The sequence below is a fragment of the Flagellimonas sp. ABD4_174 genome (assembly GCF_056160185.1).
In genome coordinates this window covers 338,295-357,771 of the sequence record NZ_JBSWWP010000001.1, presented here as the reverse complement: position 1 = coordinate 357,771, position 19,477 = coordinate 338,295, and the positions used below count along the sequence as shown (strand labels likewise).

At 41.7% G+C, this 19,477-nt stretch carries 22 protein-coding genes; 19 read left to right on the top strand and 3 right to left on the bottom strand.

Annotated features, from left to right (window positions below; translation table 11 throughout):
• Positions 1 to 39 precede the first annotated feature (39 nt).
• A complete protein-coding gene (locus tag ACXAFK_RS01615) occupies positions 40 to 645 on the top strand; it encodes a DUF4254 domain-containing protein (protein ID WP_293297938.1) in 606 nt (201 codons plus the stop codon).
• The gene (locus ACXAFK_RS01610) at positions 629 to 1,678 is read left to right on the top strand and encodes a glycosyltransferase family 9 protein (RefSeq protein ID WP_474956574.1); all 1,050 of its coding nucleotides are present in this window, start codon (positions 629 to 631) and stop codon (positions 1,676 to 1,678) included. Before ACXAFK_RS01615 ends, ACXAFK_RS01610 begins: the two co-directional genes overlap by 17 nt.
• Here ACXAFK_RS01610 and arsS read toward each other — a convergent pair.
• Together arsS and ACXAFK_RS01600 are read right to left on the bottom strand one after the other, a co-directional pair.
• Positions 1,675 to 2,763 carry an arsenosugar biosynthesis radical SAM (seleno)protein ArsS gene (arsS, locus tag ACXAFK_RS01605; protein ID WP_474956573.1) on the bottom strand — a complete coding sequence of 363 codons (1,089 nt, stop codon included), beginning with the start codon at positions 2,761 to 2,763 and terminating at the stop codon, positions 1,675 to 1,677. The two genes, ACXAFK_RS01610 and arsS, sit on opposite strands and share 4 nt — an antisense overlap.
• 102 nt (positions 2,764 to 2,865) lie before the next feature.
• On the bottom strand, positions 2,866 to 3,201 hold the full coding sequence (locus ACXAFK_RS01600; protein WP_252081040.1) for an arsenosugar biosynthesis-associated peroxidase-like protein: 336 nt from the start codon (positions 3,199 to 3,201) through the stop codon (positions 2,866 to 2,868).
• Positions 3,202 to 3,400: 199 nt separating this feature from the next.
• On the opposite strand from ACXAFK_RS01600, the gene ACXAFK_RS01595 reads away from it, so the two are divergent.
• On the top strand, positions 3,401 to 4,174 hold the full coding sequence (locus ACXAFK_RS01595) for a patatin-like phospholipase family protein (protein ID WP_417370248.1): 774 nt from the start codon (positions 3,401 to 3,403) through the stop codon (positions 4,172 to 4,174).
• A gap of 6 nt (positions 4,175 to 4,180) precedes the next feature.
• Here ACXAFK_RS01595 and ACXAFK_RS01590 read toward each other — a convergent pair whose 3' ends face one another.
• The gene (locus tag ACXAFK_RS01590) at positions 4,181 to 5,227 is read right to left on the bottom strand and encodes a 2Fe-2S iron-sulfur cluster-binding protein (protein WP_474956572.1); all 1,047 of its coding nucleotides are present in this window, start codon (positions 5,225 to 5,227) and stop codon (positions 4,181 to 4,183) included.
• A 117-nt stretch (positions 5,228 to 5,344) separates the two neighbouring features.
• Here ACXAFK_RS01590 and ACXAFK_RS01585 point away from each other — a divergent pair, with 117 nt between their 5' ends.
• The 16 genes from ACXAFK_RS01585 (at position 5,345) to ACXAFK_RS01510 (ending at position 19,390) form a co-directional block, all read left to right on the top strand.
• Entirely contained in the window at positions 5,345 to 6,814 is a 1,470-nt protein-coding gene (locus ACXAFK_RS01585; protein ID WP_338197555.1) for a DUF5687 family protein, read from the top strand.
• An 18-nt stretch (positions 6,815 to 6,832) separates the two neighbouring features.
• Positions 6,833 to 7,528, top strand: a complete 696-nt coding sequence (locus ACXAFK_RS01580; protein ID WP_474956571.1) for an ABC transporter ATP-binding protein — start codon at positions 6,833 to 6,835, stop codon at positions 7,526 to 7,528.
• A gap of 100 nt (positions 7,529 to 7,628) precedes the next feature.
• Entirely contained in the window at positions 7,629 to 10,160 is a 2,532-nt protein-coding gene (gene porW / locus ACXAFK_RS01575; protein ID WP_474956570.1) for a type IX secretion system periplasmic lipoprotein PorW/SprE, read from the top strand.
• 21 nt (positions 10,161 to 10,181) lie between these two features.
• Complete coding sequence (locus ACXAFK_RS01570; protein WP_293297917.1) at positions 10,182 to 10,604, top strand: bactofilin family protein; 423 nt, start codon at positions 10,182 to 10,184, stop codon at positions 10,602 to 10,604.
• Positions 10,582 to 10,815, top strand: coding sequence for an AtpZ/AtpI family protein (locus ACXAFK_RS01565; protein ID WP_224835926.1), 234 nt, complete (start codon positions 10,582 to 10,584; stop codon positions 10,813 to 10,815). The genes ACXAFK_RS01570 and ACXAFK_RS01565 overlap by 23 nt, the downstream gene beginning before the upstream one ends.
• Complete coding sequence (locus ACXAFK_RS01560; protein WP_252081046.1) at positions 10,812 to 11,201, top strand: hypothetical protein; 390 nt, start codon at positions 10,812 to 10,814, stop codon at positions 11,199 to 11,201. The genes ACXAFK_RS01565 and ACXAFK_RS01560 overlap by 4 nt, the downstream gene beginning before the upstream one ends.
• Positions 11,202 to 11,320: 119 nt before the next feature.
• Positions 11,321 to 12,460 carry a F0F1 ATP synthase subunit A gene (gene atpB, locus ACXAFK_RS01555; protein WP_252081047.1) on the top strand — a complete coding sequence of 380 codons (1,140 nt, stop codon included), beginning with the start codon at positions 11,321 to 11,323 and terminating at the stop codon, positions 12,458 to 12,460.
• Positions 12,461 to 12,491: 31 nt separating this feature from the next.
• Positions 12,492 to 12,683, top strand: a complete 192-nt coding sequence (gene atpE, locus ACXAFK_RS01550) for an ATP synthase F0 subunit C (protein WP_053970734.1) — start codon at positions 12,492 to 12,494, stop codon at positions 12,681 to 12,683.
• A gap of 95 nt (positions 12,684 to 12,778) precedes the next feature.
• Positions 12,779 to 13,279 carry a F0F1 ATP synthase subunit B gene (locus ACXAFK_RS01545; RefSeq protein ID WP_224835923.1) on the top strand — a complete coding sequence of 167 codons (501 nt, stop codon included), beginning with the start codon at positions 12,779 to 12,781 and terminating at the stop codon, positions 13,277 to 13,279.
• Between the two features lie 6 nt (positions 13,280 to 13,285).
• On the top strand, positions 13,286 to 13,825 hold the full coding sequence (atpH, locus tag ACXAFK_RS01540) for an ATP synthase F1 subunit delta (RefSeq protein WP_224835922.1): 540 nt from the start codon (positions 13,286 to 13,288) through the stop codon (positions 13,823 to 13,825).
• A 2-nt stretch (positions 13,826 to 13,827) separates the two neighbouring features.
• The gene (gene atpA, locus ACXAFK_RS01535) at positions 13,828 to 15,408 is read left to right on the top strand and encodes a F0F1 ATP synthase subunit alpha (RefSeq protein WP_224835921.1); all 1,581 of its coding nucleotides are present in this window, start codon (positions 13,828 to 13,830) and stop codon (positions 15,406 to 15,408) included.
• 100 nt (positions 15,409 to 15,508) lie between these two features.
• The gene (atpG, locus tag ACXAFK_RS01530; RefSeq protein ID WP_224836438.1) at positions 15,509 to 16,369 is read left to right on the top strand and encodes an ATP synthase F1 subunit gamma; all 861 of its coding nucleotides are present in this window, start codon (positions 15,509 to 15,511) and stop codon (positions 16,367 to 16,369) included.
• Between the two features lie 329 nt (positions 16,370 to 16,698).
• Positions 16,699 to 16,860 carry a hypothetical protein gene (locus ACXAFK_RS01525; protein WP_474956569.1) on the top strand — a complete coding sequence of 54 codons (162 nt, stop codon included), beginning with the start codon at positions 16,699 to 16,701 and terminating at the stop codon, positions 16,858 to 16,860.
• A gap of 3 nt (positions 16,861 to 16,863) precedes the next feature.
• Positions 16,864 to 18,009, top strand: coding sequence for a hypothetical protein (locus ACXAFK_RS01520; protein WP_474956568.1), 1,146 nt, complete (start codon positions 16,864 to 16,866; stop codon positions 18,007 to 18,009).
• Positions 18,010 to 18,015: 6 nt separating this feature from the next.
• Positions 18,016 to 18,546, top strand: a complete 531-nt coding sequence (locus tag ACXAFK_RS01515) for a hypothetical protein (protein ID WP_293297902.1) — start codon at positions 18,016 to 18,018, stop codon at positions 18,544 to 18,546.
• 361 nt (positions 18,547 to 18,907) lie between these two features.
• Positions 18,908 to 19,390, top strand: coding sequence for a hypothetical protein (locus ACXAFK_RS01510; RefSeq protein ID WP_474956567.1), 483 nt, complete (start codon positions 18,908 to 18,910; stop codon positions 19,388 to 19,390).
• Positions 19,391 to 19,477 lie beyond the last annotated feature (87 nt).

The window sequence follows — 19,477 nt, the reverse complement described above, 5'->3', positions numbered from 1 at the left end:
GTACGCCATAAAGCAATATCTTTGAACAAAACTACTATTATGTTCAGCGATTTTGCCTTCAACATATTTGAGGAAAGTATAGAAAAGTACCATATCAAGGATGATGTCTATCAAGAATTTTCCAACCCTTATCCAAAGGATAAAGTGGAGCACCTGTTGTATAGAAAAAATTGGATAGACACCGTTCAATGGCATTATGAAGATATTATACGTGACCCGGAAATTGACCCTGTTGCAGCCTTGGATCTTAAACGTAAAATTGATGCAAGTAACCAAGACCGTACCGATTTGGTGGAATATATAGACAGTTACTTTTTAAATAAATACCAATCGGTACAGGTAAAGCAAAATGCCAAGATCAATACGGAGAGCCCGGCATGGGCCATTGACAGGCTTTCTATTTTGGCCCTGAAGATCTATCATATGCAAGAAGAGGTAAACCGAACGGATGCTTCTTCCGAGCATATTAAAAAATGTAGCGATAAACTCGCCGTATTGCTCGAGCAAAAGAAAGACCTGTCCACGGCCATAGATCAATTATTAATGGATATTGAATCCGGGGACAAGTACATGAAAGTGTATAAGCAAATGAAAATGTACAACGATGATGAACTAAACCCGGTTTTACGTGGACAAAAAGGGTAAACATACCCATATATTGGTTATCCGCTTGTCTGCAATGGGTGACGTGGCCATGACTGTGCCCGTACTACGAACTATTACAGAAAAATACCCCCAAATGCGGATTACGGTGCTTACCAAAAAATCGTTTGCGCCTATTTTTAATGGGATGGCCAATGTGGAAGTTGTAGCAGCGGAGGTAAAAAAACAACACAAGGGCCTTATTGGGCTTTGGCGGCTATTTAAAGAGCTTAAATCATTAAAGGTTGATGCAGTGGCCGATCTTCACAATGTACTGCGCAGCAGGGTTCTCAAAAAATATTTTGCTTTGGAGCGGGTGCCCGTTGTACAATTGGACAAGGGACGAAGGGACAAAAAAGCACTCACCCGGCCCAAAAACAAAGTTTTTGAACAACTAAAGACAACCCACCAACGCTATGCCGATGTGTTTGCCGGACTTGGTTTCCCCATTGACTTAACCAAAGCAAAACCAGTGGAAAGGATCCAGCTATCTGAAAAAGTGCTGGGTCTGGTGCAACAAGATACCAAGAAATGGGTTGGAATTGCACCTTTTGCAGCTCATGATGGAAAAATGTATCCTTTGGATTCTACAGAGGAAGTTATTAAGCAGTTAAACAATACCAATAAGTATAAAATTTTATTGTTCGGGGGTGGTGCCAAAGAGGTTGATGTGTTGGAAAAGGTAGCAGGAACGTATGAAAACGCCTTGTGCATGGCGGGCAAGCTCGATCTTTCCGAAGAACTACAATTAATTTCAAATTTGGATGCCATGTTGTCCATGGATAGTGGAAATGCACATTTAGCAGCAAACTATGGTATCCCGGTGGTGACACTCTGGGGGGTTACCCACCCATATGCTGGATTCTATCCCTTTGGGCAGCCCATGGACAATGCCCTATTGGCGGATAGAAAAAAATATCCTTTGATTCCGACCTCTGTGTATGGCAACAAAGTGCCAGAGGGGTATGAAAATGTTATGAGCACCATCAAACCCCAAGAGGTGCTGGATAAGCTAGTGGAAATATTGGACTATTAAGCCACCGTTCCTTGGCAACTGCTCCCAGCCCCTGCCGTACAGCCGTAGCAATGTTGTGAAATGACAATGTTTCGATTGCTGAGTACATCATCATTATAATCCTTGATGTGTTTTACCTTACTTGCCACTTTAAGGTCCAACATTTGGTTAAAATCGCAATCGTACAACCATCCATCCCAGCTTACTGAGATGGTGTTGGTGCACATTACATTTTCTACCGCAGCAGGGTTGTATGCATCTACCAAAGAATACATATAATCCTCGTAATTGTCCGAAGCGATGAGGTAGTCCAAAAACCGTGAAATAGGCAAGTTGGTAATGGCAAAAAGATTATGAAAATCGATATCAAAATCAGCTTTCAACGCTTTTTTAAAGTCATGCTCCATGGCAGCTTGATCAGTGGGCAAAAATGCTCCGGAAGGATTGTACACCAGATCTAAACGTAAATCGCTATCTGGCATACCATAACCCACTTGGTTGAGCATTTGCAAAGCCTTTATGGATTTATCAAAAACCCCATCGCCACGTTGTTTGTCCGTTTTGCCACGGGTATAGTGGGGCATGGATGAAACTACATGAACATTGTGTTTTTTAAAGAATTCCGGCAGATCGTGGTATTTCTTGTTGGCCAATATAATGGTCAAGTTGGAACGTACGATAAAATCCTTGATACCGGCCTTGGAAGCCTCTTCCACAAACCACCGAAAATCAGGGTTCATTTCGGGGGCACCACCAGTAAGGTCCAACGTATGGGCGCCGGTATTCCGGATTACGGACAAACACTGTTCCATGGTCTCTCGGGTCATAATTTCCTTTCGGTCGGGGCCCGCATCTACATGGCAATGTCCGCAAACTTGGTTGCACATATATCCGACGTTGATTTGTAGCACCTCTAATTTTTTTGGTCTTAAGGGAAACTGACCCGTTTCGGCAATTTTATCCTTAAAGTAAGGGAGCTCACCATCCTCAAAAAGTTCCCCGTTCAATATTTCCAGTTGCTTTTGCGTACTGGCAAGTGCGTTTTGGTTGGCTTTTAAGGATTTTTTAGCTGTTTTTTTTAGGTCTGTCAATATGCTTTGTTCCATTTAATGCTTTTATAGGATTTATAGCAATCCAATTCAATTGAGGTTATTGCTAACATCTACAAGGGTAGCGGTCTTGTTTCTATGGGCAAGGCGCTCTAGAAACTACATGGAAAGTTTCTCGTACTTGTTCATCATCTGAACACCATGAACCAAAGTGGCACCACTTTCGATCGCTGCACCTGCGTGCACGGCTTCCATCATTTCCTCTTTGGTGATGCCTCTTTGCAAACCATCTTTGGTATAGGCATCAATACAATAAGGACACTTTACTACATGCGCAACAGCCAGGGCGATCAATGATTTTTCTCGAGCGCTCAAAGCACCTTCTTCGAACACTTTGCCGTAATAATCAAAAAATTTATTGCCAAGCTCTTCACTCCACTCTGTAATATTACCAAATTTTCTCAGGTCTGCCGGGTCGTAATAGGATTTGGACATGCTTCAAATTTTTATGTTACACCTAAACTTACAACAAATATCACGATTGTATTTTGCTGTAACCTTCAAAAATCCATTTCTATCTACAATAGACTAGTAATGTAGCCTGTTTATCAACTTAATATTAAGATGAAGATTCGGTTGATATATTTACACTATGGAACCATCCAAAAATGTACATTTGTTATAAAAGGAATAGATGTTTAAGAATAAAAGAATAGGGCTTGTGCTATCCGGTGGGGGTATTCGGGGAATGGCTCACATAGGTTTGATCAAAGCCATGCGCGAACACGGGATCGAGGCCAATGTTGTTTCCGGGACCAGTATCGGGGCATTGGTGGGCGCACTTTATGCCAACGGAAATTCCGCTGAAGAAATGCTCTCTTTTTTTAAAGAAACACCATTGTTCCAGTATAGTTTTTTTACCATAAACAAACCCGGTTTTATAGATACTGAACGGTATGCCAATGTGTTTGAGCACTTTTTCCCATCCAACTCCTTTGAAAGTTTGGGAAGGCCACTTTATATTGTTGCCACCGATTTAATGAGGGGCAAGGAAACTGTTTTTAACACAGGCGAACTTATAAAGCCCTTATTGGCTTCCGCCGCGCTTCCTCCAGTTTTTAGTCCTGTTGAAATCAATGATGTCCTGTATGCCGATGGAGGAATTATGAACAACTTTCCAACGGAATATGTGGAGGATAAAACCGATTTTATGATCGGGAGCAATGTGTCCGTCACCGTGCCGCTGCAAAAAAAGGACCTTCGAAATTCGTTTCAATTGACCGGGAGAGTCACCAGTTTGATGATACATGCTTCCAACGACGAAAAATTGCAGAGGTGCGACCTTTTTATTGAGCCCCAAGGACTTGAAAAAATAGGCGTGTTGGACAAGAAAGGCATTGAAAATGCTTATAACATCGGCTACGAACATGGGCGCAAGGCCTTGGACAACATACTTTCCAAGGCCTGACCCAGTTTATACATTATCGAAATCCACGGTAATTTTTGATGTAATTGGGTGTGATTGGCAAGTCAGGACAAAACCATCATTGATTTCGCCATCGGTTAGAATTTGGTTTTTCACCATTTCCGCCTTGCCTTCGGTTAGCCGAGCTATACAACTACTGCAGACCCCACCCTGACAGGAATATGGCGCGTCTATATCTTGTTTTAGAACAGCATCTAGGACAAGTTCTTTTTTATCCATTACAAAATTGTAGCTCTCATCGTCCAAAATTACGGTTACTTGGGTTTTCCCGTCCAAATCTTCGGCCAAGGAATCCTCGGCATCCCCACTTGTGAAAAGTTCAAAATGAATTGTACCCTCATCAACACCGTTATCTTTTAAAGTGTCCGTTACCAAGTGGATCATGTCCTCTGGCCCGCACAGATAAAATCCATCAAAAGCAGTTTCCTTGAACTTGTTTTTTAGTACAAAGTTTACGGTGGATTTTTCTATTCTCCCAAAAAGAGCGTCCTTTTCTGTAGATCTGCTATACACATATTGTACAAAAAAACGATCACCATATTGTTCTTTAATAGCCTGTATTTCCTTAAAATACATGGTCTCTTCTGGCGATTGATTGCCAAATACCAAAACAAAAACATTCTCGGGATTGCTTTCCAATACGGTTTGGGCAATGCTCATTATCGGGGTAATACCACTACCTGCGGCAAAAGCAGCAATGTTTTTGGGCGAATCGTCTTCAAAGATAAACCGGCCTTCGGGGGGCATAATTTCAAAGGTGTCGCCAACTTTGATATGTTCATTGGCAAAAACGGAAAAAGTACCATTTTCCACCTTTTTAATGCCCACTGTAAGTTTACCAGATGAAGGGGGGGATGAAATGGAATAGGCTCTCCGGAGTTCTTTTCCGTCCATCTCGTGTTTTATAGTGATGTATTGTCCTGCTTTAAAGGCAAAAGCGTTTGTAAGGTTTTCAGGAATGTTAAAAGTAAGGGCCACAGCGTTTGGAGTTAGTTGGTCCACTGCAGCTATTTTTAAAGCATGGGATGCGCTCATGTACAAAATTTTGTTACAAAATTAAGCATTACGCTTGTTTTGAACAGTCATTTTAAGAAAAAGCATGGGTTTTGTAACAAAACCGATAAATTAGACACCAACAAAAAAAAGCCAGCCATGCTCAAACATTTTATGGGACTTCAATGGAAGTCATTTTTTAGGTCTGCCAGTTTTAAAACAGAGATTTGGTTTAAAATATTGATGGCCTTGGGTGCCCTTTACTTTATTGTTGTTTTCTTGGGAATGGGGGTCGGGGCCTTTTATTTGATCGAGAAAATGGAGATAGGCGACCCCTTGCGCGTTGTCAACCAGTTTATGGTCTATTACATGGCCCTTGATCTTGTTTTTAGGTACATGCTGCAAAAAATGCCGGTGACCAATATAAAACCATTGCTCTATTTGCCCATAAATAAGAGCAAGGTGGTAAACTTTTCATTGGGGAAAACGGTAATCTCTTTTTTTAATATTGCCCATGCCTTCTTTTTTGTGCCGTTCAGTATTGTTTTACTGATAGAGGGCTATCCTCCCGTGCAGGTTATTGGATGGCACTTGGCATTGATGGCCCTGTTTTACTGTAACAACTTTATCAATGTTATGGTGAACAATCAAAATGGGGTTTTCTATGTATTTGCGGCCATATTTATATTGGCCGGGGCATCGCAGTATTACCAATGGTTTGATATTACAGTTTACACCCAACCTGTTTTCGACCTATTTTACGATATGCCCTGGTCGGCCATAATACCATGGGCAGCTTTAGCTGGCATGTATTATGGAGCCTATGCTTATTTTAAAAAACATATGTATTTGGATGGTGGTCTGGCCAAAAAGCAATCGGTGGCCAAAACAGAAAATTTGGAGTGGTTGGACCGCTTTGGCAATTTGGGAACATTCCTCAAGAACGACATCAAACTGATAAAAAGGAACAAGAGATCACGTTCGGCCGTAATAGCAGGAGCCTTCTTTATTTTTTACGGACTTCTATTTTTTACCGGAGCTTTGGAAGTTTATGAAGGCCCTTTCTGGAAAGTATTCGCAGGCATATTTGTTACCGGAGGTTTTCTCTTCAGTTTTGGGCAGTATGTGCCCAGCTGGGACAGTAGCTATTATCCTTTAATGATGAGCCAGAACATTAAATATCGTGAGTACCTTTCCTCAAAATGGTACTTGGTGATCATTGCAACCATTATTTCCACCATTTTGGCTTCATTTTATATCTATTTTGGTTGGGAGGCCTATGCCGCAGTATTGGTAGGCGCCATCTATAATATCGGTATTAACAGTTACCTTGTGCTTTGGGGAGGGGCCTATGTAAAAACACCGATAGATCTAACCTCTAACAAAAAGGCCTTTGGCGATAAACAGGCATTTAATGCCAAAACACTATTGCTCACGCTGCCAAAGTTGGCCTTGCCCATGGGCATTTATGCCATTGGGCACTTTTTAATTTCTCCTATGGCCGGATACATTTTTGTGGCAGTTTTTGGATTGCTCGGATTTGTTTTTAAAAACAAAGTGTTTACCATGATCGAGGGCATCTATAAAAAGGAGAAGTACAAAACATTACAAGCATACAAACAGAAATAACCAACATAAAAAACACAGATGATAACAGTTCATAATTTAACCAAGACCTACGGACAAAACACCGTTTTGAACATTGATCAATTGGAAATACCAAAAGGACAGAGCTTTGGCCTTGTTGGGAACAACGGAGCAGGAAAAACCACTCTATTTAGTTTGTTGTTGGATTTGATTCAACCTTCTACAGGCCATATAATAAACAACGAGGTACAAGTGGATCAAAGCGAAGCATGGAAACCCTTTACCTCCGCATTTATCGATGAGACTTTTTTGATCGGCTACCTGACCCCGGAAGAGTATTTTTACTTTATCGGCGAACTGCGTGGTAGGAACAAGGCGGATGTAGATGCACTCTTGTCCAATTTTGAAGATTTTTTCCATGGAGAGATCTTGGGTCAAAAAAAGTATCTGCGGGACCTTTCCAAAGGAAACCAAAAGAAGGTAGGTTTAGTGGCCAGCTTTATCGGTAACCCCGAAGTGGTTATTTTGGACGAGCCATTTGCCAATTTGGACCCCACCACGCAAATTCGATTAAAAGGAATTATAAAAGATCTGGCCGCAAAAGAGGGAGTTACCGTTTTGGTGTCCAGTCATGATCTGATTCATGTAACCGAAGTCTGCGAACGTATCGTGGTGCTCAACAAAGGCGAAATTGTAAAGGACATCCACACCTCGGCAGAAACCATGAAAGAGCTTGAAGCTTTCTTTGCGGGTTGATGTTTTAAAACGACCTGAAGAAATTCTTGCACTTTATCGATAAGGCTTATAATAATCCGATCATTTTTGAGTTAATGGTTACACAAGATTATCGATAATTTTGAAGCTTCATCACACATTTATAGGCGCCATGGTTTTGGGAGGACTGGTTTTTAATGCCTGTTCCACCAAAAAGGACAAATTCGTCAACCGAAATTGGCATGCACTCAACACAAAGTACAACACCTTGTACAACGGAAATTTGGCCTTTCAACAAGGGCTGGAAGAAATCAACGCCAATTATCGGGACGACTATTGGGAAATTTTGCCCGTGGAACGCCTTAAGGTCACCGACGAGGTAAAACTCGACTCAGAAGATAACAATCCCAATTTTATTATTGCTGAGGAAAAGGCCACCAAGGCCATCCAAAAGCACAGCATGGACATTAAGGATGAAGAAAGAAACCCACAAACAGACGAAGCCTTTCTTTTGCTGGGGAAGTCCCGATACTTCGATCAGCGCTATATCCCTGCCTTGGAATCTTTCAACTACATCCTGAGAAAATATAGTTCCAGCGATAAACTTAACGAGGCAACCATCTGGCGAGAAAAAACCAATATGCGATTGGACAACCCAGAGGTGGCCATAAAAAATCTAAAACGCCTTTTTAAGTACGAAAGGCTCAAGGATCAGGAATATGCCGACGCCAATGCCGTTTTGGCCCAATGCTACATCAACCTTAATGCCCCGGATACAGCTATCCAAAAACTTAAAATATCGCAGGCCTACACCAAAAAGAATCCGGAAAAAGGTAGATACCTGTTCATAATTGGGCAGTTGTACGATCAACTGGGACATAAGGACAGTGCCAATTTTGCCTACGATAAGGTAATAGCACTCAACCGCAAATCGCCGAGAGTGTATATGATCAACGCGCATCTGAAAAAAATCCAAAATACCCAACTTACCGAGGACAACAGGGAAGAAATGTTGGAATACCTTACCAAACTGGAAGAAAACAGGGAAAACCGACCTTTCTTGGATAAAATTTATCGACAAGTGGCCGAATACCACATGGCATTTGAATCCGACAGTTTGGCATTGGCCTATTATAACAAATCCATCCAAGCCACACAGGGAGAACAAAAGTTAAATGCGCTCAATTATCAGAGCTTGGCCGATTATTATTTTGATGAAGACCAGTATAGGATTGCGGGGTCATACTATGATAGTACTTTGACCAACCTGAATGAAAATACCAGAAAACACCGCGATATTACAAAGAAGTTGGACAACCTTGAAGATGTAATCAAATACGAAGATATTGTTCAGCATGCCGACAGTGTTATTACCCTATATCAAATGCCCGTTGCCGAGCGTAAGGCCTATTTTGATGACTATATTGCCGAATTAAAACGAAAAGAGGAGGCAGAGGCAGAAAAGCAACTGCAAAAAACAGTGGCCGGATTCGCTACTTTTGCGGACAGTAAAGGCGGAAAGGAGAACAAAGGCAAGTTCTATTTTTACAATATTACCAGTTTGGGCTACGGAAAAAACGATTTTAAGACCCGATGGGGCAACAGAGCGCTCGAAGACGATTGGAGATGGAGCAACAAGGCCAGGGTCTCCGTTTCCGAAGCCACAGGTGAAATTATCGCCAACAAAGAGGATAATTTAACAGAGGACCAAAAGTATTCCACGGAGTACTATTTGGCCCAGATACCTACCGATGTGGCCGTAATCGATAGTTTAAAGGGCGAGCGCAACTTTGCCAATTATCAGTTAGGCCTTATTTATAAAGAAAAATTCAAGGACAATATGCTAGCTGCCGCCAAATTGGAGCGCGTACTATCTTCTAATCCCGAGGAGCGATTAATATTGCCATCAAAATATAACCTTTACAAAATCTACGAAGAATCAGGAAGTCCATTGGCGAACAATATAAGGCAGGACATTATTTCCAATCACCCCGATACACGATATGCGGAGATCTTGCTAAACCCACAGGCGGTATTGGATGGCAATACCGATAGCCCAGATGCCAGGTACGCAGCATTGTTCAAACAATACCAACAACAGGAATTTTTAAATGTAATTACCCGATCCGAAGAATATATAAGCAAGTTTACGGGAGATCCCATTGTGCCCAAGTTCGAAATGCTGAAGGCCAATGCGATTGGCCGCCTACAGGGATTTGAGCCTTTTAAAGAAGCTTTGAACTATGTGGCGCTGACCTACCCCAATAATCCAGAAGGTAAAAAAGCGGAACAGATCGTGGAGGAACAATTGCCAAAATTGGAGAACAAAGAGTTTTCTCCAGAAACGGGTTCAACAGGAGCCGGTAATTGGAAGGTAGTATTCCAGTTTAAGATCAGGAACGACGAAAAGGCGAACGAACTGAAAAAGAGACTCGAGGAGGTAATAAAAGAACTGCGGTACAACAACCGGATATCCAAGGACATCTATAATTTGGAAGATCAGTTTGTGGTGGTACATGGTTTCCGTTCCAAAGACTTTGCCTTGGGCTTTGCAGAACTTATAAAAAACAACAGGGACTACCTTATTAAAGATGAGAATTTTGTAGTTTTATCAGAGAATTACAAAATAATACAAGTCCACAAAAACCTAGAATCGTACAAAGCACAATTTTAAACCCCAAAACCCCAGAACACCATGTTTTCCGACAACAAAAAACCACGACCTATGAATGAATTTGGCGGCCAGCCCAATAGAATTGAAAAGAACACGACAATAAAAGGCGACATTACTTCCGAGGCCGACTTTAGGATAGACGGTAAACTGGAAGGAAATGTAACCACTTCCGGCAAGGTAGTCATTGGGAAAGATGGTTACATCAACGGAAAGGTAGAGTGTGTAAACGCGGATATAGAAGGGAAGTTCAATGGAGAACTTATGGTAAAAGATCTACTCTCTTTAAAATCTTCTGCAACGATAGAAGGAACCGTGAGCGTGGCCAAATTGGCCGTAGAACCCGGAGCTACCTTTAACGCCGCCTGTACCATGGGCAAAGGAGCTGTTGCAACGGCCACTAAAATGCAGTCATCCAAAAAAGATGAGCCAGCAAAAGCCTCCTAAAAAAAAGTATAACAAAGCAATTAATACAGCTGCCCGTTTGTCTGGTTCTGCCATTCAAATGGGCATTGTTATTTATTTGGGCGTATGGGGAGGCAAGTGGCTGGACGCCCATTACGGTACCGAAAAAATATTCCTTCCCATTTGTACCCTGCTAGCGGTTGCCATTTCCATATATTTGGTGATTCAACAACTAAAAAAAATCAACGATTGAAATTTAGGTATTACCCGGCCCTTTTTGTTTCCTCCTTGTTATTGGGTCTAGTTGTGCTGTTTTTTGCCCAGATTTGGCTGCTTGAAAATAAAGGGCATCAACTTTCCGGCCTTCAAATTGTGAAAAGCTATGTGCTGAACGGCATAATGGCATTGATCGTGTTTTTTGCCATTTATATTTTTCGAAATAAACATCGTGATCTGCTGGGCTTTTTTTTCTTGGGGGGAAGTCTTATAAAATTTACTCTATTCTTCATTTTTTTATATCCAGGATTTAATCAAGACGGCAATATGGAACGTTTGGAGTTCCTTGTGTTTTTTGTGCCCTACGGATTTGCATCGGTGCTCGAAACATTCTTTTTGGTGAAACTGCTTAATACTGTGTAGCAAAGCCCTGAAAATCACCTAAAAAAACAATAAAAAAAATAATACTGTAAAAAGCTTTTTTCTTTTGATTGGGGAATGTATTTTTGCACCAATTTTTGAGGACCCATTAGTTGGATCATATGCGAAATTCTTTTTTCAGTAAAAAAATAGTTGCCGTAATCTTTTTGATTGCGGGATTTGTGTCGGCCCAAAACCATGAGGGAGAAGAAGTTGAAACCGGCGGCCATGATTTAAAAACAGAGATTAAGGAATACATCGACCATCACCTTTTGGATTCGCATGATTTCAACCTTTATTCTTACACTACGGATACAGGGGAACATAAATACGTTGGCTTTCCGCTTCCTGTAATTCTTTGGGACAACGGTCTTAAGGTTTTTTCCTCATCTAAATTAAAGCACGGAGAAGGCGTGGCTGAGGTTGATGGGAACTACTACAAGCTATACCATAATAAAATTTATAAGACCGACGCCGAGGGTACCATTAATTACGGAGGGCACCATGGTGAGGAAACACATACCGAGGATGCTTTTGGTGAGAACTTGGTAGTGGACGATTCCCATCCTACCAACGAAAAGCCTTTGGATTTTTCCATAACAAAGAATGTTGTGTTCATAATTGCAGTAGCGCTTCTTATGTTTTTGGTGTTCCGCTCCATGGCCAAAAGATATCAGAAGAGTACAATGCCAAAAGGATTGGGAAGATTCTTGGAGCCCCTTGTTCTTTTTGTTCGCGACGAAATAGCTATCCCTAATATTGGTGAGCACAAGTATAAGAGGTACATGAGCTATTTGTTAACGGTATTCTTCTTTGTGTGGATTATCAACCTTTTGGGATTGACACCACTTGGGGTTAACGTAACCAACAATATTGCCGTTACTTTCGCATTAGCGATCATTACCTACTTTATTACAACATTTACGGGGAACAAAAACTACTGGAAACACATTTTTTGGATGCCGGGAGTACCTGTTCCAATGAAAATTATATTGGCGCCCATCGAATTGTTGGGAACCTTCATCAAGCCATTTTCGTTGATGATTCGTTTATACGCCAACATTACCGCAGGTCACGTGGTATTGATGAGTATTATCGGGCTTATGTTCATATTCAAGAACTGGATAGGTAGCCCATTGTCTTTCTTGTTGGCATTCGCACTTTCCTTATTGGAATTGTTGGTGGCGGCATTACAGGCGTATATTTTCACCATGTTGTCCGCTCTATACTTTGGTATGGCGGTAGAAGAAGATCATCATTAATTAGAACGTTTAATATTTAAATTCATATATCATGACAATTCCAAACATCGTAGGTGCTGGTTTGATCGTAATCGGAGCAGGATTGGGTATCGGTAGAATCGGTGGACAAGCAATGGAAGCCATTGCACGTCAACCTGAAGCTTCTGGTAAGATCCAAACAGCAATGTTGATTGCAGCAGCCCTTATTGAAGGTATCGGTTTCGCCGCTCTTTTTGCAGCTTAATAACCGTAAAAACATTGATGAAGGCCATAGCGGTTGGCTGTGGCCCTTCATTGATTTAAATGATATAGTTTAAAAGAATTAATAGAATAAGATAAATGGAAAAGTTAATCGAGCAGTTTTCCTTCGGGTTGTTTTTTTGGCAGATGTTGCTTTTTATCGCTCTTTTATTATTGCTTAGAAAGTATGCATGGAAACCTATCCTTGGTGCGGTTGAAAAACGTGAAGAGGGTATAAAAGATGCACTTGAGGCAGCTGAGGCGGCAAAAAAGGAAATGCAGAACGTTACTGCCGACAGCGAAAAGCTTTTGAGGGAGGCCAAAGTTGAAAGGGACGCTTTGTTGAAAGAGGCCAGGGAAATCAAAGAAAGCATCATTGCTGAAGCCAAGGAACAAGCCCAAGTTGAAGGCGATAAGGTGATCAAGCAAGCTCAAGCTACTATTGAAGCTGAGAAGAAAGCTGCAGTCGCCGACATTAAGGCACAAGTGGCCAATCTATCCGTGGAGATTGCGGAAAAAGTAATCAAAGAAGAATTGTCCGATAAAACCAAACAACAAAAGTTGGTAGAGGACATGTTGGGCGATATTAAACTGAACTAACAGACCATGAACCAAAACAGGGCAGCCATACGCTACGCAAAAGCAACCTTGGATTTCGCAGTCGAAAAGAAGGCGGCCGATGCCGTTGAAAAAGACATGCGGGAGATAGCTGCGACCATTTCTGAAAACGTGGAGCTTCAAAATGTATTGGAGAGCCCTATCATAAAATCAGAAGTAAAGAAGAACAGTTTGCTCGAAATCTTCAAAGGTGCCAACGAAATCACCAAAGGTCTTCTTCAAACTTTGATCAGCAACAAGCGAATAGATATGTTACAGGAAGTGGCCTACAAGTACATCATCCTTCACGAAAAATTGAAGGGAGAAGAAGTAGCTTATGTAACAACTGCTGTTCCTTTGACCTCCGAGTTGGAGAAAAAGATTTTGGACACGGTTACCAAAGCTACCGGCAACAAGGTGACTTTGGAGAATAAAATCGATGAGAGCATCATCGGAGGATTTGTACTTAGGGTGGGCGACACCCAATACGATGCAAGCATCGCAAACAAATTGAACGGATTAAAAAGAGAATTTACAAATAGTCTATAAAAATGGCAGGAGTAAAAGCCGCTGAGGTATCAGCAATTTTGAAAAAACAGTTATCAGGTTTCGAAGCATCCGCTTCTTTGGATGAAGTAGGTACCGTATTACAAGTAGGTGATGGTATTGCCCGTGTATATGGACTTTCCAATGCCCAGTACGGGGAGTTGGTAGAGTTCGAGGGTGGTATGCAAGGTATCGTTCTTAACTTGGAAGAAGACAACGTTGGTGTTGTATTGTTGGGCCCATCCAAAGAGATCGTGGAAGGCGCTACTGTTAAGAGAACCGAGCGTATTGCTTCCATCAATGTTGGTGAAGGAATTGTTGGCCGTGTGGTGGATACCTTGGGTAAACCTATCGACGGTAAAGGACCTGTTGCTGGTGAAACCTACGAGATGCCTTTGGAACGTAAGGCTCCGGGTGTAATTTTTAGACAACCCGTTGACGAACCAATGCAAACAGGTATCAAGGCTATCGATGCCATGATTCCGGTTGGTCGTGGACAAAGGGAGTTGGTGATCGGTGACAAGCAAACAGGTAAGACCACAGTTTGTATCGATACCATCCTAAACCAAAAAGAATTTTACGATGCAGGTGAGCCGGTTTACTGTATCTACGTTGCCGTAGGTCAGAAAGCATCAACGGTAGCCGCCATCGCCAAAACGTTGGAAGAAAAAGGGGCATTGGCCTATACGACCATTGTTGCCGCAAATGCTTCCGACCCTGCTCCTATGCAGGTATATGCCCCGTTCGCGGGTGCTGCCATTGGTGAGTACTTCAGGGATACAGGCCGTCCGGCATTGATTATTTATGATGACTTGTCAAAACAGGCAGTAGCTTACCGTGAGGTTTCCTTGTTGTTGAGAAGACCGCCGGGACGTGAGGCTTACCCTGGAGATGTTTTCTACCTTCACTCCAGACTATTGGAGCGTGCTGCGAAAGTAATCGGTGACGATGCTATTGCAAAGAATATGAACGACCTTCCTGAATCATTAAAGTCTAAAGTGAAAGGTGGAGGTTCTTTAACGGCACTTCCAATTATCGAAACTCAGGCAGGTGACGTATCCGCTTATATCCCAACCAACGTAATTTCCATTACCGATGGTCAGATATTCTTGGAGCAAGATTTGTTCAACCAAGGGGTTCGTCCTGCGATCAATGTAGGTATCTCCGTATCACGTGTGGGTGGTTCCGCGCAGATCAAGTCCATGAAGAAAGTAGCAGGTACCTTGAAACTTGACCAGGCCCAGTTCCGTGAATTGGAAGCTTTTGCCAAGTTCGGTTCCGACTTGGATGCCGCTACCTTGAACGTAATCGAAAAAGGACGAAGAAACGTGGAGATCTTGAAACAAGGTCAGAACGATCCATTTACCGTTGAAGATCAGGTGGCCATCATCTTTGCAGGTTCCAAGAACTTGTTGAGAGATGTTCCTGTGGACAAGGTAAAAGAGTTTGAAAAAGATTACTTGGAGTTCTTGAACGCCAAGCACAGAGATGTTTTGGATACGCTTAAAGCCGGTAAATTGACCGACGAGGTTACCGATACATTGACTGCTGTTTGCAAGGACCTTTCAAGCAAGTACAAAGCATAACAATTGTCATTTCTGAGGGGCCCTGAGCGTAGTCGAAGGGCACTGCAGGAATCCATAACCAAAAAGATTCCGCATCAAGTGCGGAATGACAAAGAAGAATATGGCAAATCTAAAGGAAATACGTAACAGGATATCATCCATCTCATCAACGATGCAGATTACCAGTGCCATGAAAATGGTTTCTGCTGCCAAGTTGAAGAAGGCACAGGATGCTATTACGGCAATGCGTCCCTATTCCGATAAACTGACCGAGCTCCTACAAGGGCTTAGCGCCAGTTTGGAAGGAGATGGAGGAAGCGAGTACGCCGACAAAAGGCCAGTGAACAAAGTTTTGGTGGTAGCCATTACTTCCAATAGAGGTCTTTGTGGTGGGTTCAATTCCAACATCATCAAGCAGAGCAACAATTTGGTGTCCAATAAGTATCCGGGCAAACAGGTCGATTTCTATACCATTGGTAAGAAAGGAAACGATATCCTTAGAAAAAGACATACCATTTTGGGCGACCAGAGCAAGGTGTATGATGATTTGACCTTTGAGAACGTTGCCGAAATTGCCGAACTTTTAATGCGTTTGTTCACCAAAGGTGATTATGATAAAATCGAGTTGGTGTACAACAAGTTCAAAAATGCCGCGACACAGATTGTGATGACAGAACAGTTCCTGCCCATTGTTGGCGCAGAAGGTGATGAAGCCATTGCTGCCGATTACATTTTTGAACCTTCAAAAGTGGAAATCGTAAAAGAGTTGATACCTAAATCCTTGAAGACACAATTGTTCAAGGCCATTAGAGATTCTTTTGCGAGTGAGCACGGTGCCCGTATGACGGCCATGCACAAAGCAACGGACAATGCCGCGGAGCTTAGGGACGAGCTTAAATTAACGTACAACAAAGCCCGTCAAGCGGCCATTACCAACGAAATCCTCGAAATTGTTGGTGGAGCGGAAGCGTTGAATAATTAAGCCGAACCAAAGCGAGGTTAAATATTCAATAGCCGAGGCTCGGAACAACTAGAAGTACAATATATTTATATAAGTAAAGGCCACCGATTCGGTGGCCTTTTTGGTTTTAGTAACTTCTTAAGTTGGACAAAGCAATTACGGAAAACCCCTAGTTTTTTTAAGGTTTTTGTCCAATGCGGTTTAAATTAAAGTTCTTAGATTAGTCCCAACACAATCCTCATTACTTGTTGAGCGCAGCAAAAGTGTATTCGAACACAACATTCGTATACCGTGTGTTGCGGTGATTTTTTAAGGTTCCCCAATCTTATTAATTATTAAAACTTGACAAAATGAAACAACTGAAAAACCTACTCTTCTTGTTGCTTTTGGCCATGTTGGCCTGGAACTGCCAAAAGGAGGAAGCAGCTTTTTATGAAGAAGACCCTCATCCCCAACAAACCTGTGCCACTGCCGACCAAAATGAAGTTTTTGATATGCTGTCGGCCCAATAAAAGATGTCCGACAAGAATGGAGAAAGCCCGTATGTCGAGTTCGATACCAACCGGATTTCCCTAGAGAACATAACCGAGTCCGATGCCAAGCTCATGGTCGTTCCGGCCAAAACTCCATTTAAGGGACAACACAGTAGAATATTGGCCCTTGAGGTCAATGGCACCTTGAAAACGGTGGTCTTCAACATGTACCCTGACCTTGAGAGCCCTGACAGCACTGCCTTTAATGGTGAAATCACCCTGGCCACCCTTCAAGGAAACCTATTGAAGGGATTTAAAGTGGAGGAAGGCTTGATTACAGTGGCATATGACCTGCACGGCAAAGCTGGGGGAAGCCAAGGGTCCAAGTTTGACAATGCCGAGTGCAGGCAGTGGTGCGGGCACGGTTCCAGCGACCCCGTGTGCATCTGCAACACACAGCACTTGGATGGTGTGACCGTCACAGCTCCCAGCAATCAATCGATCACCCATATCCCCATAAATGGGCTTTACGGGGGCAGTGGATACGTGGAGGGCCCATCCGGGGGCAGTACCTGGGGCTATGGCGGCGCTGGGGGAGGCGGAAGCAACCCGAGTTTTGAGGAGGAAGACGTTTTGGATGAATTGACTCCTGACACGCCAATAGAAGATATTGAAGATTTTTTGTCGTGTTATGATACTTCGCAGCCCGCGGTAATCACAATATATGCTGACCAACCAATAAAAGGCTCAAGTGCTTCTATCAATTCAGATTTGGATGTTGGTCACGCCTTCATTTCCATTGCTCAGAGTGGTAAAACAAGTTCTTTCGGGTTTTATCCTAGCGGGGAAGGCATCAAATCTGCACATGGGTCAAGTATTATTGGCAATAATGGGGGTGACAGCTACGATGTTAGCCTATCAAGAAATATTTCTGGAGCAACTTTAGCACTTGTAATTCAAAAGGCTATTAATTATCCTGACATTTATGATGTATATAACTATAACTGTACTGATTATTCCTTGGAATTGGCGAATCTAGCTGGATTCAATATTGATAATGCTTGGGGAGTATATCCAACTGGGTCTGGAGGAGACAATCCCGGAAAATTAGGACAAATTTTAAGAACAAGGCCAGGAGCCAATACAGAAGGCGGTTTTGCGTCATCAAAGGCAAATGGCTGCAATTAATTTCATATGAAGATAAAACGAAGTTTTTTTCTGTTTATCACGTTTACTTTAATTCCAGTAGTTGTCTTTTCACAGAAAGATGAGGAATGGAACGCAAAGGAGTTGGAATATTACAAAACCATAAAAGGTCTAAGTGATTATATCGTAACATCGGTCAAAATTTCTAAAGACACTTTATTTGACAAGTATATTTTTTTTGACAATGTACTCGATGACACCAATAGTGAAAGAAAAAAAAGAAGAATCAGAGCTTTTGACACCATATTTCACCATATTCCTTCCACGATAGATTCCATCGGCATCGAAAATTTAGATGCAAAACCCATTCGTTTTTTTAAAACCCATAAAATATATGAGCCGTTTGAAAAAAATTTGAAGGGTTTTGAAAAGGATGTGTTAGTATACTATTTAAAGGATGATGCGGAAAATCCATTAGGTTACCTCCTTTTTGAAGAAAACTCTAGTAAACTGGCTTCTTGGATCTTGTTGAATCAAGGTGACCAGGGTTGGTTTTTTCTCACCTTTAATTTGTTGTGAGCTTTCGGCGAAGATAAAGTTGGACATGCTTTCGTTTCCATTTCTCAAAATGGTATGACAAGTACTTTTGGATTTTATCCAGATGGAGGTGATTCCTATGATGTAAGTTTATAAAAGAAAATTTCCAAGAAATTGGAGGGCAGGCAACAAGAAATGCCCCTTTGGGTTGGTTAGGAACACCGAGACAATATAAAGAAGATTGGTCGGGTACTGATGATTGTTATTAAATTTATATATGAATTCAATTTCGTGGTATTTAGTTTTATCGTGCTTAATCGCTCAGACAATGGTTATAGATGAAAGTGTTTTATGCAAATCGTTCTCAGATGTGTTTAAAGATTCTACTTACATAGAATTAAATATGCACAATTCTATAGATTCTGGTCTGACATCCTATGACTATTGCACAGTTAATGGGATGGCAGGCCAATATCATTTTCTGGGATTTTCTGTAGAAAAGATAGCCGCCAAGGTAAAACTGGGAGAGGATAAAAAGTTCAAAGAAATTCTTCTAATCCTTAAGGTATGGGATGTGGAACAATTTTATCAAAAAGTTGTAGGCAAATATGGTATGCCCAATACATCCAGCTTATCTAAATTTTATCTGGAAAAGCATGGATTTAAATTACCTATTGAGGTGCGAAAGGATTCTTTGGATAAATATTACGAAGAAATGCCAAAACCAGAGGTAAAGAACTTCCATGAAATTCAAAGTTTGGCGTGGTACGATATTATCAAGAAAAATAATTGTGTTTTAACCGACCTTTTGATCAAAAACAGGACAAATCCCACCAACAATTTCCAAGAAAAAGAGATTTGGGTTTCTTTTAAACGTGCTAGATAATTTCATAGAACTTAAATAAATGGAATCGTATATCAATAAAATAGTAAAGGCCACCGATTCGGTGGCCTTTTTGGTTTTTCTTAGGAC

Bases quoted from the DNA above. Each gene is read 5' to 3' on its own strand.
- ACXAFK_RS01615 (WP_293297938.1), top strand. From the start codon at position 40: ATGTTCAGCGATTTTGCCTTCAACATATTTGAGGAAAGTATAGAAAAG.
- arsS (WP_474956573.1), bottom strand. From the start codon at position 2,763: ATGGAACAAAGCATATTGACAGACCTAAAAAAAACAGCTAAAAAATCC.
- ACXAFK_RS01600 (WP_252081040.1), bottom strand. From the start codon at position 3,201: ATGTCCAAATCCTATTACGACCCGGCAGACCTGAGAAAATTTGGTAAT.
- ACXAFK_RS01595 (WP_417370248.1), top strand. From the start codon at position 3,401: ATGTTTAAGAATAAAAGAATAGGGCTTGTGCTATCCGGTGGGGGTATT.
- ACXAFK_RS01590 (WP_474956572.1), bottom strand. From the start codon at position 5,227: ATGAGCGCATCCCATGCTTTAAAAATAGCTGCAGTGGACCAACTAACT.
- ACXAFK_RS01585 (WP_338197555.1), top strand. From the start codon at position 5,345: ATGCTCAAACATTTTATGGGACTTCAATGGAAGTCATTTTTTAGGTCT.
- ACXAFK_RS01580 (WP_474956571.1), top strand. From the start codon at position 6,833: ATGATAACAGTTCATAATTTAACCAAGACCTACGGACAAAACACCGTT.
- ACXAFK_RS01570 (WP_293297917.1), top strand. From the start codon at position 10,182: ATGTTTTCCGACAACAAAAAACCACGACCTATGAATGAATTTGGCGGC.
- ACXAFK_RS01565 (WP_224835926.1), top strand. From the start codon at position 10,582: ATGAGCCAGCAAAAGCCTCCTAAAAAAAAGTATAACAAAGCAATTAAT.
- atpB (WP_252081047.1), top strand. From the start codon at position 11,321: ATGCGAAATTCTTTTTTCAGTAAAAAAATAGTTGCCGTAATCTTTTTG.
- atpE (WP_053970734.1), top strand. From the start codon at position 12,492: ATGACAATTCCAAACATCGTAGGTGCTGGTTTGATCGTAATCGGAGCA.
- ACXAFK_RS01545 (WP_224835923.1), top strand. From the start codon at position 12,779: ATGGAAAAGTTAATCGAGCAGTTTTCCTTCGGGTTGTTTTTTTGGCAG.
- atpH (WP_224835922.1), top strand. From the start codon at position 13,286: ATGAACCAAAACAGGGCAGCCATACGCTACGCAAAAGCAACCTTGGAT.
- atpA (WP_224835921.1), top strand. From the start codon at position 13,828: ATGGCAGGAGTAAAAGCCGCTGAGGTATCAGCAATTTTGAAAAAACAG.
- atpG (WP_224836438.1), top strand. From the start codon at position 15,509: ATGGCAAATCTAAAGGAAATACGTAACAGGATATCATCCATCTCATCA.
- ACXAFK_RS01525 (WP_474956569.1), top strand. From the start codon at position 16,699: ATGAAACAACTGAAAAACCTACTCTTCTTGTTGCTTTTGGCCATGTTG.
- ACXAFK_RS01520 (WP_474956568.1), top strand. From the start codon at position 16,864: ATGTCCGACAAGAATGGAGAAAGCCCGTATGTCGAGTTCGATACCAAC.
- ACXAFK_RS01515 (WP_293297902.1), top strand. From the start codon at position 18,016: ATGAAGATAAAACGAAGTTTTTTTCTGTTTATCACGTTTACTTTAATT.
- ACXAFK_RS01510 (WP_474956567.1), top strand. From the start codon at position 18,908: ATGCACAATTCTATAGATTCTGGTCTGACATCCTATGACTATTGCACA.